14 protein-coding genes and 1 pseudogene are annotated in these 14,833 nt (G+C 35.2%); 10 read left to right on the forward strand and 5 right to left on the reverse strand.

Annotated elements, in window-relative coordinates:
* Positions 1 to 127: 127 nt before the first annotated feature.
* Complete coding sequence (locus KA858_RS09230; RefSeq protein ID WP_210135517.1) at positions 128 to 622, reverse strand: GNAT family N-acetyltransferase; 495 nt, start codon at positions 620 to 622, stop codon at positions 128 to 130.
* Between the two features lie 152 nt (positions 623 to 774).
* Here KA858_RS09230 and srtA point away from each other — a divergent pair, with 152 nt between their 5' ends.
* Together srtA and KA858_RS09240 are read left to right on the forward strand one after the other, a co-directional pair.
* Positions 775 to 1,377, forward strand: coding sequence for a class A sortase SrtA (gene srtA, locus KA858_RS09235; protein ID WP_210135518.1), 603 nt, complete (start codon positions 775 to 777; stop codon positions 1,375 to 1,377).
* A 270-nt stretch (positions 1,378 to 1,647) separates the two neighbouring features.
* Positions 1,648 to 2,445: a Cof-type HAD-IIB family hydrolase gene (locus KA858_RS09240; RefSeq protein WP_053028808.1), complete on the forward strand. Its 798-nt coding sequence runs from the start codon at positions 1,648 to 1,650 to the stop codon at positions 2,443 to 2,445.
* A 66-nt stretch (positions 2,446 to 2,511) separates the two neighbouring features.
* On the opposite strand, the gene KA858_RS09245 is transcribed toward KA858_RS09240, so the two are convergent.
* The gene (locus KA858_RS09245; RefSeq protein WP_053028806.1) at positions 2,512 to 3,504 is read right to left on the reverse strand and encodes a D-lactate dehydrogenase; all 993 of its coding nucleotides are present in this window, start codon (positions 3,502 to 3,504) and stop codon (positions 2,512 to 2,514) included.
* 318 nt (positions 3,505 to 3,822) lie between these two features.
* On the opposite strand from KA858_RS09245, the pseudogene KA858_RS09250 reads away from it, so the two are divergent.
* The 3 genes and pseudogenes from KA858_RS09250 to KA858_RS09260 all read left to right on the forward strand — a co-directional run bounded on the left by KA858_RS09250 (position 3,823) and on the right by KA858_RS09260 (position 7,260).
* Positions 3,823 to 4,479, forward strand: a pseudogene (locus KA858_RS09250) (NAD(P)H-dependent oxidoreductase).
* Positions 4,480 to 4,701: 222 nt separating this feature from the next.
* Positions 4,702 to 6,195, forward strand: a complete 1,494-nt coding sequence (locus KA858_RS09255; protein WP_210135519.1) for an aldehyde dehydrogenase family protein — start codon at positions 4,702 to 4,704, stop codon at positions 6,193 to 6,195.
* A gap of 156 nt (positions 6,196 to 6,351) precedes the next feature.
* On the forward strand, positions 6,352 to 7,260 hold the full coding sequence (locus tag KA858_RS09260; RefSeq protein WP_210135520.1) for a phosphate/phosphite/phosphonate ABC transporter substrate-binding protein: 909 nt from the start codon (positions 6,352 to 6,354) through the stop codon (positions 7,258 to 7,260).
* A 302-nt stretch (positions 7,261 to 7,562) separates the two neighbouring features.
* Here the strand turns inward: KA858_RS09260 and KA858_RS09265 are convergent, their stop codons facing one another.
* Together KA858_RS09265 and KA858_RS09270 are read right to left on the reverse strand one after the other, a co-directional pair.
* Positions 7,563 to 8,369, reverse strand: coding sequence for a VOC family protein (locus KA858_RS09265; protein ID WP_107629111.1), 807 nt, complete (start codon positions 8,367 to 8,369; stop codon positions 7,563 to 7,565).
* 239 nt (positions 8,370 to 8,608) lie between these two features.
* Positions 8,609 to 8,890 (reverse strand): GNAT family N-acetyltransferase, encoded by a 282-nt coding sequence (locus KA858_RS09270; protein WP_070854731.1) that lies wholly within the window; start codon positions 8,888 to 8,890, stop codon positions 8,609 to 8,611.
* Positions 8,891 to 9,063: 173 nt separating this feature from the next.
* On the opposite strand from KA858_RS09270, the gene KA858_RS09275 reads away from it, so the two are divergent.
* Positions 9,064 to 10,026 carry a metal ABC transporter solute-binding protein, Zn/Mn family gene (locus KA858_RS09275; RefSeq protein ID WP_210135521.1) on the forward strand — a complete coding sequence of 321 codons (963 nt, stop codon included), beginning with the start codon at positions 9,064 to 9,066 and terminating at the stop codon, positions 10,024 to 10,026.
* Positions 10,027 to 10,084: 58 nt separating this feature from the next.
* Here the strand turns inward: KA858_RS09275 and aldA are convergent, their stop codons facing one another.
* Entirely contained in the window at positions 10,085 to 11,512 is a 1,428-nt protein-coding gene (aldA, locus tag KA858_RS09280; protein WP_210135522.1) for an aldehyde dehydrogenase, read from the reverse strand.
* A gap of 176 nt (positions 11,513 to 11,688) precedes the next feature.
* On the opposite strand from aldA, the gene mhqR reads away from it, so the two are divergent.
* The 4 genes from mhqR (at position 11,689) to mhqD (ending at position 14,682) form a co-directional block, all read left to right on the forward strand.
* Positions 11,689 to 12,123, forward strand: coding sequence for a MarR family transcriptional regulator MhqR (gene mhqR / locus KA858_RS09285; protein ID WP_075108148.1), 435 nt, complete (start codon positions 11,689 to 11,691; stop codon positions 12,121 to 12,123).
* Between the two features lie 63 nt (positions 12,124 to 12,186).
* Positions 12,187 to 13,155, forward strand: a complete 969-nt coding sequence (gene mhqE, locus KA858_RS09290; RefSeq protein ID WP_210135523.1) for a ring-cleaving dioxygenase MhqE — start codon at positions 12,187 to 12,189, stop codon at positions 13,153 to 13,155.
* An 11-nt stretch (positions 13,156 to 13,166) separates the two neighbouring features.
* The gene (locus KA858_RS09295; RefSeq protein WP_210135524.1) at positions 13,167 to 14,075 is read left to right on the forward strand and encodes a VOC family protein; all 909 of its coding nucleotides are present in this window, start codon (positions 13,167 to 13,169) and stop codon (positions 14,073 to 14,075) included.
* A 13-nt stretch (positions 14,076 to 14,088) separates the two neighbouring features.
* Positions 14,089 to 14,682 (forward strand): methylhydroquinone degradation carboxylesterase MhqD, encoded by a 594-nt coding sequence (gene mhqD / locus KA858_RS09300; RefSeq protein WP_210135525.1) that lies wholly within the window; start codon positions 14,089 to 14,091, stop codon positions 14,680 to 14,682.
* Positions 14,683 to 14,833: the final 151 nt, after the last annotated feature.

Genomic DNA, 14,833 nt, shown 5'->3' on the forward strand with positions numbered 1-14,833 from the left:
TTCTACTGAATAAGATACTCTTTTCATAGAAAAAACACCTCCGTAAGATTCATTTTAATATGAATTCAACGAAAGTGTTTTTATATAATTCCCACTAATTGGGGTCAGCCCATCACTTACTTTTCTTTTATTTTGCATGTAAATCATATTGGTAAAATGCTAGGTCTAACCATTGATTAAATTTGTAGCCAACATTCGTAATGGTCCCTGCATGTTTAAAGTTAAACTTCTTATGTAATTGGATGCTACTGTTATTCGATGCATCGATACCGGCTACAATGGTACGATAACTCTTCGATCTCGCATCGTCAATAAGATGTTGTAGTAATTGGGAAGCAATGCCTTTGCCACGATTCGATTGATCAACATAGATTGAATGTTCAATAGAATATAAATAGGCAGGCCAATTTCTAAACTGACCATAAGTCGCAAAACCCACGGCTTTACCTTCATATTCAAATACAAATATTGGTTCTTGTGCTTGATGTTTTGCGTCAAACCAAGCTTTTCGTTCATCTAGCGTTTGGACATCATAAGTATAAACGGCTGTTGAATGTAATATTGCGTCATTATAAATAGCTAAGATTGCCGGTAAATCTTCAAGTACTGCTTCTCTAATCATTATGGCACCTACTTTTTCAAAGTTTGTTTCAGTTTATAGCGAGAATTGTTTTATTGCAACTGTATGTCATTAAATATGACACGATGAATTAAATTAAACTTATGAAGTAAAAATGATATACTAAAGAAAGTACGTTAAAGGAGTAACACATAATGAAGAATTGGATCAATCGATTGATGACAATCATTGGGGTCATCCTCATTTTAATAGCAATATATTTATTTGCTAAGCCACACATTGATAATTATTTACATGAAAAAGATAACGACAACAAAATTGAACAATATGATAAAAAGGATAAGTCAAATAGTAAGCAAACGCCGACGATTCCTAAAGACAAATCTAAAATGGCAGGTTATATTTCAGTACCAGATGCAGAAATTAAAGAACCTGTTTACCCTGGTCCCGCGACACCAGAACAGTTAAATCGCGGTGTAAGCTTTGCTGAAGAGGATGAGTCACTAAGTGATCAGAATATTTCTATTGCTGGTCACACATTTACCGATCGACCACATTACCAATTCACTAACTTAAAAGCAGCTAAAAAAGGGAGTAAGGTTTACTTTAAAATAGGGAATGAAACACGAGAATATAAAATGACAAGTATCCGTGATGTTAATCCAGACCAAGTGGAAGTCCTTAATGAACATAAAGGCGAGAAGAATCAATTAACATTAATCACTTGTGATGATTATAATGAACAAACTGGCGTTTGGGAAAAGCGTAAAATATTTGTTGCGAAACAAGTGAAATAATGAATTACCTTTAAAGTTAAAGCATTTAATTGTTTAGATTTAAGCATTACTTAAATTTAGAAACGTAAGTTAATCGGAGTGAAACAGTACATTCATTAAGGATTCTGTTTCACTCTTTTTAATTTAGCTATCAAAATGAAGGGCGTTATTTTTAGCGTTTGTATACAATTTCAGAATGTGAATATAGTTTCATCATGAAAGCGTAAACTTCAACCTTAAAGAGATGACAGATATAATAAATATGAATACAACGGACTAGGGGGAGTACACATGGTTAAAGCAATAGCAGTAGACATGGATGGCACGTTTTTAGATTCAAATAAGCATTATGATAAAGACCGTTTTGAGAAGATCTTCAAAGCATTAAAAGAACGTAATATAGAATTCATAGCCGCAAGTGGCAATCAATTTGCGAAACTAAAATCTATATTTGGCGAAAGAGATATGTTCTTTATTTCTGAAAATGGTGCAGTGATCTATAAAGGAAATACGCTATACAATTATCGTAGCTTTAATACATCGAATTACAAAGCAGTGGTTGATTATTTAAATATTGAGCGAAACATTAAAGAATTTATAGTTTGTGGATTGAAAAGTGCCTATATATTGAAAGACACGAGTGAAGCTTTTAAGAAAGATGCCCATTTCTACTATCACCAGTTAGAGGAAATTGATTCTTTTCAACCTTTGCCAGAAGATGAATATGTCAAAATTGCATTAAATATTAATCGAGACACGCATTCAACATTAGATGAGGATCTAGAAGAGAAATTTAGCGACATCATTAAACTCGTATCTAGTGGACATGATAGTATTGATATTATTATGCCAAACATGACAAAAGGCCAAGCACTTCAGCGCTTGTTAAAAGCGTGGGATATGTCTGCTTCTGATTTGATGGCATTTGGAGATGCGAACAATGATAAAGATATGCTTGAATTAGCTGAGCACAGCTATGTTATGGCTAATAGTCATGATGAAACATTATTTGAAATCGCAAAAGCAGTCGCACCTAGCAATGATGAACAAGGCGTCTTACAAGTGATAGAACAAGAAGTATTGAAATAACTAAAAAAATCAGGAGAATACGCAACTTTAAGCGTTCTCCTGATTTTTATTTATTAAACACATATCTTAGTTTAATTGAGTTTCACATTTACCAGTATTAATAACTGATAATGCTGCGTTTAATCCGCCTTCAACTAAATTTCTCACAGCTTCATCAGAGAAGAATGCGATATGTGGAGTGACCAAAATACTTTCATGTTCAATTAATTCTAATAAAGTTTCATCTTTGATGTCTTTACCAGTCCAGTCATAAGTGAAGTAGTCTGCTTCGTTTTCGTAAGTATCAATAGCAGCACCGTATAATGTACCATCGTTAACTGCTTTAATTAATTCTGGTGTATCAATAACAGCACCACGAGCCGCATTTACTAATACTGCACCTTTTTTCACTTTAGCGAACATATCAGCATCGAATAAGTGGAAACTTTCTTTGTTTGCTGGTACGTGTAATGAAATGATATCTGCATCAGCAATTGCTTCTTCAACTGAATCTTTATATTCTAAGAAGTCTAAAGAATTGTTAGGGTATGCATCGTAACCTACTACTTTAGCTCCGAAACCAGCATAAATTTTACCAGTTGCAGCACCGATACGTCCTGTACCGATAATCGCTACTGTCATATTTTTAACAGGTGTAGACATGATAGGCGCAGCCCATTTGAAATTATGTTCTTGAACACGTTTTTCAATTGCAGGGAAACGACGTACTAATTGTAAAGCGATAGACACTGAATATTCAGCAATTGTTTCTGGTGAGTAGCTAGGTACATTTGAAATGATGATGCCATGTTTTTTAGCTAATTCTAAATCGTACATGTCGAAACCAGCAGTACGTTGAGCAATTTGTTTAATTCCATATTCTTCAAGTTTTGGATAAACAGATTCTGCTAATTTACCAAATTGCATTGTAGTGACACCATCGAAACCTTTAGCTAAATCAACTGTATCTTCACTTAAGATTTCTTCAGTTGTAACAACTTCAACATTGTTTGCTTTACCCCAGTTTAAAGCGTCATTTTTCTCGTAGTCACGAGTTCCATAAAACATAATTTTTGTCATTTTAATAACCTCACTTCATTTTGTATGAATTTATAATTAATAAATAAGTTTTCCTAAGTTGTCTATAGAAATGTGAATTATTAATAGGAATAATGATTTGAAACATCTCTATTACTTAACTTACAAATATATTATATTGTGAATTTATTCACAAATCAATAGGGAAATTGAAATTTATTTTTCAATTGTTAAAAATTTCACATAAAAATAGTAAATTTTCATTTATTTTTAATTGATAACAATTGTAAGCGTATAACTTTAGGCTAAAGGAAACGTCTTATATAATCAAATTAGTATAATCTAAGGAGGAAATATTTTATGAGTTCGATGCAAGATACAATCCTAAACGCGTTTAATTTCAGACATGCAACGAAGGAATTTGATCCAGAGAAACATGTGAGCGATTCAGATTTTCATACAATATTGGAAACGGGGCGCTTATCACCAAGTTCATTAGGGTTAGAACCTTGGCGTTTTATTGTTCTAGAGGATGAAGATTTAAAAGAGAAATTAAAACCTTATAGTTGGGGTGCACAAAAGCAACTCAGCACTGCTAGTCGTTTTGTTATTATTCTTGCACGCAAAAATGTGACTGCTGACTCAGACTATGTGCAACATATCGTTCGAGGTATCAAAAAATATGAAGAAAGTACGATTCCAGCAGTAGAAGACAAATACAATGACTTCCAAACAAGTTTCCATATTAACGATAACGAGAGAACATTGTTAGATTGGGCAAGTAAGCAAACGTATATTGCTTTAGCTAATATGATGACATCTGCAGCATTATTAGGTATTGATTCATGTCCTATGGAAGGATTTGATTTAGATAAAGTTACTGAAATTTTAGCTGAAGAATAAGTTATAGATACAGAACAGTTTGCGCCATCTGTAATGGTTGCGTTTGGCTATCGTAAACATGATCCTAAAGCTAAAGTACGTCAACCAGCCGATGATGTCATCGAATGGGTTTAATGAAGTATAAAGAGAGCGTCTTGGACATCAATCAATGTCTCAGACGCTCTCTGTTCTTAATGTTTAACTACTTACAAATATGGAAATGAAATACAAGCAAGTTAGTGTATTTAAAAATTTAAATAAGGTAAAATAGCATTAGCTTTAAGCAAGCGCTTACATTTGATGTAAACACAACGCACATATGGTTTTTCATAAATATTTATAAAGGGATGATGAAAAATGACAAAAGTAAACGTTAAAGATTTCTTAGAGGAACAATATGGTTTATTTATCAACGGTGAATTTCAAGCAAGTGAAAGTGGAGACACATTAACTGTAACTAACCCCGCTAATGGTGAAGATTTAGCTAAAGTAGCCAAAGCAAGTAAATCTGATGTTGATAAAGCAGTTAAAGCTGCGCAAGATGCTTTTGACAGTTGGAGTAAAACATCTAAAGAAGAACGTGCGGATTATTTATTAGAAATTAGTCGTCGAATTCATGAAAAGGTTGAACACTTCGCGACAATTGAATCACTTCAAAATGGTAAGCCTTATCGAGAAACATCAACAATTGATGTGCCATTAACAGCCAATCAATTTAAATATTTCGCAAGTGTATTAACGACTGATGAAGGTTCAGTCAATGAAATTGATGACAATACAATGAGTTTAGTGATCAATGAACCAGTTGGTGTCGTTGGTGCTGTCGTTGCATGGAACTTCCCAATTCTGTTAGCTTCTTGGAAACTAGCGCCAGCATTAACTGCAGGTAATACGATTGTAATCCAACCGTCGTCTTCAACACCTTTATCATTAATTGAACTTGCAAAAATTTTCCAAGACGTATTACCTAAAGGTGTTGTGAACATCTTAACAGGTAAAGGTTCTGAATCAGGTGACGCGATTTTCAATCATGAAGGCGTTAATAAATTATCATTCACAGGTTCTACGGATGTAGGTTATGGTGTTGCTAAAGCAGGTGCTGAACGCATTGTACCAACAACATTAGAACTCGGTGGTAAAAGTGCAAATATCATTTTTGATGATGCTAATTTAGATCTAGTGATTGAAGGCGTTCAATTAGGCATCTTATTTAACCAAGGTGAGGTGTGTAGTGCAGGCTCACGTTTATTAGTCCAATCATCAATTTATGATAAAGTAATGCCGAAACTTAAAGAAGCGTTTGAAAATATTAAAGTAGGCGACCCATTCGATGAAGATGTCAAAATGAGTGCGCAAACAGGTCCAGAACAACTTGAAAAAATTGAAAGTTACGTTAAAATTGCCGAAGAAGATAGCAATGCCAACATCTTAACAGGTGGTCATCGCTTAACTGACAATGGACGTGATAAAGGATATTTCTTCGAACCAACAATTATTGAAATTAACGACAATAGCCATCAATTGGCACAAGAAGAAATTTTCGGACCAGTTGTCGTTGTTGAGAAATTCGAAGATGAAGCAGAAGCAATCAAAATTGCGAACGATTCTGAATATGGTTTAGCAGGTGGTATCTTCACGACAAATATTAATCGTGCATTAAACGTGGCTAAAGCGATAAGAACAGGTCGTATTTGGATTAATACGTACAATCAATTCCCAGCTGGAGCACCATTCGGCGGTTACAAAAAATCAGGTATCGGTCGAGAAATTTATAAAGATGCAATCAAAAACTATCAACAAGTTAAAAACATCTTTATCGATACAAGTAATGAAACTAAAGGCTTATACTAAGTTAATACGTATATCAGTTACAAACTGAATCAGGGCTATCTGCAAAGTCAAAGACTTTGTGGATAGCTTTTTTATACATTTACACTTCTTTATAATAGAAATACGTTATAATACAATTTAAGTCTTTAGAATTTATATTTTACAAAAGGAAAAATGATGAAAAAAATAATTGTATTATTCATGAGCTTTATCGTGCTCGTCGTCGCAATCAGTGGTTGCTCACCAAAAGAGGACAAACGTTCAAACGATTATAAACCAGAAACGCTAAATGTTGAATTTGTACCTTCACAAAATGCAAAGACATTAGATGCTAAAGTTAAACCATTACAACAACTGTTATCAAAGGAATTAGGCATTCCTGTGAAGGTACATATAGCAACTAACTATAATACGATGGTAGAAGCGTTAAAATCAAAAAAAGTAGATGTGGCCTTTATTTCACCTGTGTCTTATACAATCGCGCATGACCAAGGTGCTGCAGATGTACTATTAAAATCTAAAGGCTATTTGGTAGATGATAAAGGACATCCAACTTCGAAATTGGTCGACTACTATCGTTCACAAATTGTAGTACGTCCAAATAGTCATTTACAGACGTTAGAAGATTTAAAAGGTAAGAAGGTAGGGTTACAAGATCCAGAATCTACGTCTGGATATATTTATCCTATGGCTAGCTTAAAAAAGGTACATATCCATCAAAATGACATTACAATTGCTCAAATCAAAGGTCATGATCAAGCATTGATAGCATTGTTAAATGGTGATGTCGATGCCGTAGCAACATACCAGGATGCACGTGCAGATTTAAAACGTGATTACCCAAATATCTATAAAGATACTAAAGTGATTTATAGAACGGAAAAAATACCTAATGATACGATTTCAGTGCGTAGTGATATGGATCAACAATGGAAAACAAAAATCAGTAACGCATTTTTAGAGATGAGTAAAACAAAGAAAGGTCAAACAATACTGACAGATATTTATGGACATCAAGGCTATGAGAAAGCGAAAGATAGCGATTTTGACACAGTAAGAAAGTATCGCAAGCTTGTTGAAGAATAAAAAATAAGGGAGCGGGGCAGAATTCTTTTTGAATTCGTCGTAACCCCAACTTGCTTAGCTTGTAAAATCACTTTCGTGATTTTTTGTGTTGGGGCCCCGACTCCCAACTTGCTTTGCTTGTAGAATTTCTTGATGAAATTCTCTTTGCTGGGGCCTCGCCCGCAAGGATGACTAGAACTGAAAAAAGCTTGATTTAAGCGCATTTTCAGTTCAGTCAGCTACTGCGAATTTGCAAAATAGCTTCATTATATTATTTATGTTCCGGACTCTTTTAAAATGGCGTGTTTATTAAACGAATCATTCTATCCAGGAACTACGCTTGTATCGCTATGAATTGTAATATCGAAACCTTCAGGTGACGTTATATTTTCTTCTTTAGCGTTTGGTTTATAGATATCAAAGTGAACTAAGCCGTAAGTGTTGTTATTATCAGTTCTAACTTGATTTGATTGCCAAACATTAGCGGCGATATGATGATGATAATTTTGTGTAGACATGAATAATGCTTGTGGAAAATTAGAAATATGTTCTAATCCAATTTGTTCAATATAAAAGTCACGTGCCTGTCCTAAATCGTGTGTTTTAAGATGTAAGTGACCGATTTTACCATCAGCTGGCCAACCAGCCCAACCGTCTTCTGTACGTTGTGCAATTAAATCATCTGCATCTACAGCAAGTGTATCCATTTTTACGAAATGACCATCCCATTGCCATTCTTCAGATGGACGATCTTGATATACTTCAATGCCGTTACCTTCTGGATCATTAAAGTATAATGCTTCACTAACAAGGTGATCGCCACCACCTACAGGTACGTTTAAACGACTAGCGTGGAATAAAAAGTTTGCTAAATCTGCACGTGTAGGGAGTAAGTATGCAATATGGAACAAACCAGCTTCTCTAAATCCTGGACGACGTCCATCTTCAAGATAGTGTAATGTTAATGTATGTCCATTTGCGCCAACATTGAAAATAACGTGTTGGTCGTCTTGTTCTTTAATTGAAAATCCAAGAATGTTTTTATAAAAGTTAGTCATTTTAGTTAAGTCTTCAACGTTCAATGTAATATTCGTAACTTGTGTTGCTTCAGTAGTGTGAAATGCATTCATAATGTAGTGCCTCCTAAGATGAATGGGTCATCTTCATTTATTATTTATATTAAGTATAATAAATATACTACTAATCGTTAAATTAAGCAAGAAAGTTGTTTTCTAAATTTTAAATGCATGAAAAAAGCTTTTAGACTATGAGTCAAAAGGCACTATACAAGCCTGATTATAGCCTAAAAGCTCTGTATCGATTTAATGTGCGTGAACGCTTATGTGCGCGTCGTTATATTTGAAGTGGATTATCCTAGATAAACATCTTGATAATCTTCATTTTTTTCTAATACATTTTTCGCAAATGGACAAGATGCGATGATTTTTAAGTTGTTTTCTCTTGCATAATTGACGACAGCTTCAACTAATTGTTTGCCTAAACCTTGTCCACCTAGTTCATCTGCAACGCCAGTGTGATCAATATCAATTTCATTATTATCTACTTGTTTAAACGTAATGACTGCTTGCGCATTGTGTTCATCTTCTCCAACATAGAATTGTTGGTTACCTTGTTTAATGTCTAGTGCCATATAACGTCACTCCTTTAATAATGTCATACTTATATGTATCACTTTTGAAGCAATCCGAAACATGCATGAACTAAATATTAAAATACAAAATATATAATAAATATAAATATTGCATTATTACATTATTAAAGCTATAGTTGTAAACGAATTTGCTACGTCTTGGAGGGGTCTGTGTGAAGAGGATAATCTATTTTTTTATTGTTTTGTGTCTCTGTATGACTGTAATGGCTTGTAGCACAGAACAATATTCGAGTGCCAAAAAGAAAGATATTTCAACGGATAATAAATTAAATATTTATACTACAGTATTTGCATTTGAAAGTTTCACTAAACAAATTGGTGGCAAATATGTCAATGTTGATACGATTTATCCTCCGGGGGCAGACACGCACACATATGAACCAACACAAAGAGATATGATTAATATTGCGAAAAGTGATGTGTTTATCTATTCAAGTGATGATTTAGATCCAGTTGCCAAGACGATTACAGAATCAATGACGAATAATGATATGAAATTAGCCGTTGCGGCTGATTTAAACCACCATACATTACTTGAAGAAGACCATGATCATGATGAACACGATCATCAACATAATCATGAAGCGGGCAGTCATGATCCACATGTTTGGCTAGACCCAGTACTAGATAAGCATTTTGCAGAAAAAATTAAGAATGATTTAGTCAAACGTGATCCGCAGCATAAAAAGTATTATGAACAGAATTTTAAAAAATTAAATCAAGATTTAACAGATTTAGATCAAAAATTAAAAACAATTACTAAAAATCCTAAAAGACACAAAATAACTATCTCGCATGATTCATTAGGTTATTTAGCAGAACGTTACCACTTCCAACAAGAGGGGGTCAGTGGTATGAATAATGAAGAACCAAGCCAAAAGGATATTCTTGCACTTATTAAACAAATTAATCAATCGAAGCAACCGTATATACTCTATGAACAAAATATTACTTCTAAGATAACGGATGTTATTCGTGACGAGACCAATGCAGAACCAGTACGTTTCAATAACTTGTCGGTATTATCAAAAGAACAAGCGAATGATAGTCGTTTAACGTTCCAATCGATTATGAAGCAAAATATTCAAGCTCTAGACAAAGCTTTGAACCATTAAAAGGTGGGGGATTTAGAAATCAATCTGACTTCTAAATCCCCATTATTATTTCAACGAGTTATTCATATCTAATATAACTTACGGTTGTATTATAATACTCTTCGAAACCGTGAATGCCATCAGCGCCACCTAAGCCAGATTCTCTCCAGCCAGCGTGGTAGCCATTAACGACTTCTTCTGCTTCGCAATTCGCATAAACTTCACCGAACTTCAAGCGTTCTGTCGCTTTCATGACTTCTTTTAAATTCTCTGAGAAGATATAAGAAGATAACCCTGCATTTGTATCATTTGCAGCATTAATTGCCTCATCGAAATCATTATAAGTTGTAATAGCTAGGACAGGACCAAAGATTTCTTCTTTAAAGGCAATGTCTTCTTTTTTAACATTGTCTAAAATGGTAGGCGCATAGAAGAAACCAGCACGATCTAATTTATGACCACCTAAGATTAAGTCAGCACCATTTTGAATAGCGTCTTGTACTTTGCGATCAATACTATCTAACTGTGTTTGATTAATAATGGCACCATAATCCGTGTTAGCATCTAACGGATCGCCGACTTGTAATTCACGCATACGTTGTTTGGCTTTATTGACAAAGTCTGTGTGCACATCTTCATGAACGAAGATACGTTCTGGACACGTACATACTTGACCTGCATTATTAATTCGCGCAGTTACAATATAATCTACTGCTTTGTCTAAGTTTGCATGTGGCGTCACTAAGACAGGTGCATTACCGCCCAATTCTAGATTTACTTTTTTAACAGTATTTGCTGCATGTTGATAAACGGCTTTACCAGCACGCATACTTCCTGTTAACGATATAAGTTGAACATCTTGATGTGTTGCGAGTTGCGTACCAACTGCTTCTCCAGTACCTGGTACGATTTGAATTAGACCGGCTGGTATTGTTGAAGCACGGAATAATTCAGCCAAACGTAAAGTGAGTAATGTCGTCTCTTCACTTGGTTTGATGACGATTGAACACCCCGTTACAAGTGCAGGAATAACTTTACGCATTAAGACCATAATGGGTGCGTTCCATGGAATAATACCGGCAGTCACGCCCACTGGTTTCTTTATTAATTGAATGGTTTCATTCACTACGCTATTTTGTAGGACTTCGTCTTTATTACGCATGCTTAAACTTGTCATATAGTCGATAAATTGTATCGCTTTATCAATTTCACCTTCAGCTTGTGTCAACGTTTTACCTTGTTCTTGAACATACAATTGGGCTAACGCGTCTTTGTTTTGCTCTAATAAAGGAATTAATAATTTTACATGCTCTGCACGTGTAGGTGCGGGTACCTTTTCCCATTCAAGTTGTGCATGTTTAGATTTTTCGATTGCCTCGTTAACGTCGTCCTCAGTTGCGAAAGTAATTGTATCAAATGTTTCACCTGTTGCAGGGTTGATAACGTCCATTGTGTTATTAGACTTACTCTCTACAAATTCATTGTTAATAAATAATTGATTGGTCATTTGAGACACCTCCAACGTTAGTATTCCCTATAACCACCATTTCCATGCTTATTTCTTTTTGAAAAAGATAGTAATCAAACGCGCATAAATTTATAATAGAACTAACATATTGACGATAAGTTGAAATACGTGTACAATTTATCTCGAAATCGAAATAAATTAAAGGTGGTGCGTTAATGGATCGCACGGAACATTCATTGAAAGCATTTATTGGTCTTAATAGAGCATTAGATAGATTAGAAAAAATCGTACAGCAAGATGTGAAAAACTATGGACTGAATGTCACAGAATTCGCAGTATTAGAATTACTTTATAGTAAAGGCCCACAACCGATTCAACGTATTAGAGATAGGGTGCTCATCGCAAGTAGTAGTATTTCATACGTAGTGAGTCAATTAGAAGAGAAGGGTTGGATTACGCGTGACAAAGACCCATCAGATAAGCGCGTATATAATGCAACACTTACCGACAAAGGGCAACAATTTATGGCAGACATTTTCCCACAACATGCTGCTACGTTAGAACAGGCGTTTTCTGTTCTATCAGAAGAAGAATTGATGACGATTCAACAAGCATTCAAAAAATTAAGTGCACAAACAACAGAAGTGTAAGCCTGTGCACTTTAATTTTTTAACTTAATTTATCTCGAAATCGAAATAAATGGAGGGTGACTTATGACAGACACTAATTTGTTAGGTATTCATCACGTAACGGCGATTACAGATGATGCTGAACGTAACTATAAATTTTTTACAGAAGTACTTAGTATGAGACTTGTTAAGAAGACGGTAAACCAAGATGATATTCAAACGTATCACACCTTTTTTGCAGATGATGAAGGGTCAGCAGGTACTGATATGACATTCTTTGACTTTCCTGGTATACCACAAGGACGTAAGGGGACAAATTCAATTACGAAACCATCATTCCGTGTGCCAAATGATGAGGCACTAACCTATTATATGAAACGTTTTGATACTTTTGGTGTGAAGCATGAAGGAATCCAAGACGTATTAGGTAAGAAGGTATTGCCTTTTCAAGAAGCAGATGGACAAGATTATCAATTAGTATCTGATGAGGGCGATAGCGGTGTGTCACCTGGTAAACCTTGGAAGAACGGCCCGGTCCCTGAGGATAAAGCGATTTATGGTTTAGGACCAATCGAAATTACGGTCAGCTACTTTGATGATTTCAAGCGTTTATTAGAAGATATTTATGGCATGCGAACAATCATAGATGAAGACAATGTAGCATTGCTCGAAGTTGGTGACGGTGGTAATGGTGGTCAAGTGATTCTAAGAAGAGATGAAGATGGCCCAGTTGCTGTTCAAGGATATGGTGAAGTACATCATGTATCATTTAGGGTTAAAGATCATCAAGCGATTGAACAATGGTTGCACAATTACAATGACATAGGTATACCTAATTCTGGGTTAGTAGATCGCTTTTATTTTGAAGCCTTATACGCACGTCTAGGCCACATCTTGTTGGAAATTTCTACTGATGGTCCTGGATTTATGGAAGATGAACCATATGAGACGCTAGGTGAAAAATTATCATTACCACCATTCTTAGAGGAACAAAGAGAGGCAATAGAATCTCAAGTACGACCTTTTGATACTACCGGTAAGAGTGATAACTAAGGAAGGAGTCAATGATGGAACCTATTACACATATTCATCATATTTCGGCGATTGTTGGCGATGCGCAAGAGACGTACGATTTCTATACGAATGTATTAAACTTATCGTTAATTAAGCAGACAGTAAATTTTGATGATACGTCAACGTATCATTTGTATTTCTCAAATCATAAAGAACAACAAGATATGGTGCTCACTTTCTTTAATTGGCCAAATCGTTATAGAGGGCGTATTGGTTCAGGTCAAGTTGGACGATTAGCGTTTAGCATACCGAAAGATAGTATGGCGCATTGGGAAATGAAATTACATGCGAATGGTATCCAAACCCGTCAGACGGTCTCTTTCAATCAAGCTACATTGGAATTTGAAGATCGCCATGGATTGACATTAGCAATGGTTGAAAGTAATGAAACACATGCGAACAATGACATCATAGGATTTCACGGTGTCACGATGTTATCAGCTGACCCACAAGCAACAGAAGCATTACTACGTGATGATTTGGGATTAGAATACATTCAAGAAACAGATGACAATGTACAGTATCAAACTGTGGGTAGTGTGCACCATCAAATTATAATTCAGAAATTTATAAACCCACAACCTGTACGTTGGGGTGGTGGCACCTTCCATCATATTGCGTGGTCAGTCCCAAATGACGAGGTACATGTACAATGGCGTGACTATCTTCTAAATAAAGGAATGCATGTGACGGATGTGAAAGAACGATTTTATTTCCATGCGATTTACATGAAAGAGCCTGGCAAATTAATCTTTGAATTTGCGACTGCTGGTCCTGGCTTTATGATCGATGAAGATGTAGATGAGTTAGGTAAACAACTGCAGCTACCACCATTTTACGAGGACAGACGATACGACATTGAATCTCAATTAATACCGTTAAGACTAAATGAAAAATAAGGAGTGTGGATTGATGGAACATATTTATAGACCAGGTAAAGATAATGCACCGACATTAATACTGTTACACGGAACTGGTGGGGATGAAACAGATCTGATTCCACTCGGCACAGCTTTAAATCCTGATTATAATCTATTAGGTATTCGCGGAGAAATTAATGAAAATGGTATGAATCGTTATTTCAAACGCCTTGCAGAAGGTGTCTACGATGAAGAAGATTTAGACTATCGTGGTCAACGGTTGTTAGATTATATATATGACGCCGCTGAACGTTATCATTTTGATTTGACTACAACAGTCTTAGTTGGGTTCTCTAACGGCGCTAATATTGCGATTAACTTAATGTTACGAGACACAGCACCATTCAAAAAAGCCTTGTTATTTGCGCCACTGTACCCCGTTGAAGTAACCACATCGAAAGATATGAGTGACGTAGAAGTATTATTATCTATGGGCAAGCATGATCCAATTGTTTCAATGGATCAGAGTGCGCACGTGATGAATTTATTTAAACAACAGGGCGCACATGTTACTGAAGTTTGGGTGAACAGTCATGAAATTACACAAGCAGGATTAATGCAAGGACAAGAAATCCTGAATTCATAATGAAAAAAGAGTCCGGGACATAAAGTTCTTGGATAAGTGAAAAAAAGACAATTTCTATTGAAATAATATAGAAATTGTCTTTTTTATAAATTTTTTAATTATTTTCAGCTCGTTGAGCTACTACTTTTCTTATATTAAGTGCCATTAATAC

The sequence above is a fragment of the Staphylococcus sp. GDX8P80P genome (genome assembly GCF_017893095.1).
Classification (GTDB): domain Bacteria; phylum Bacillota; class Bacilli; order Staphylococcales; family Staphylococcaceae; genus Staphylococcus; species Staphylococcus borealis.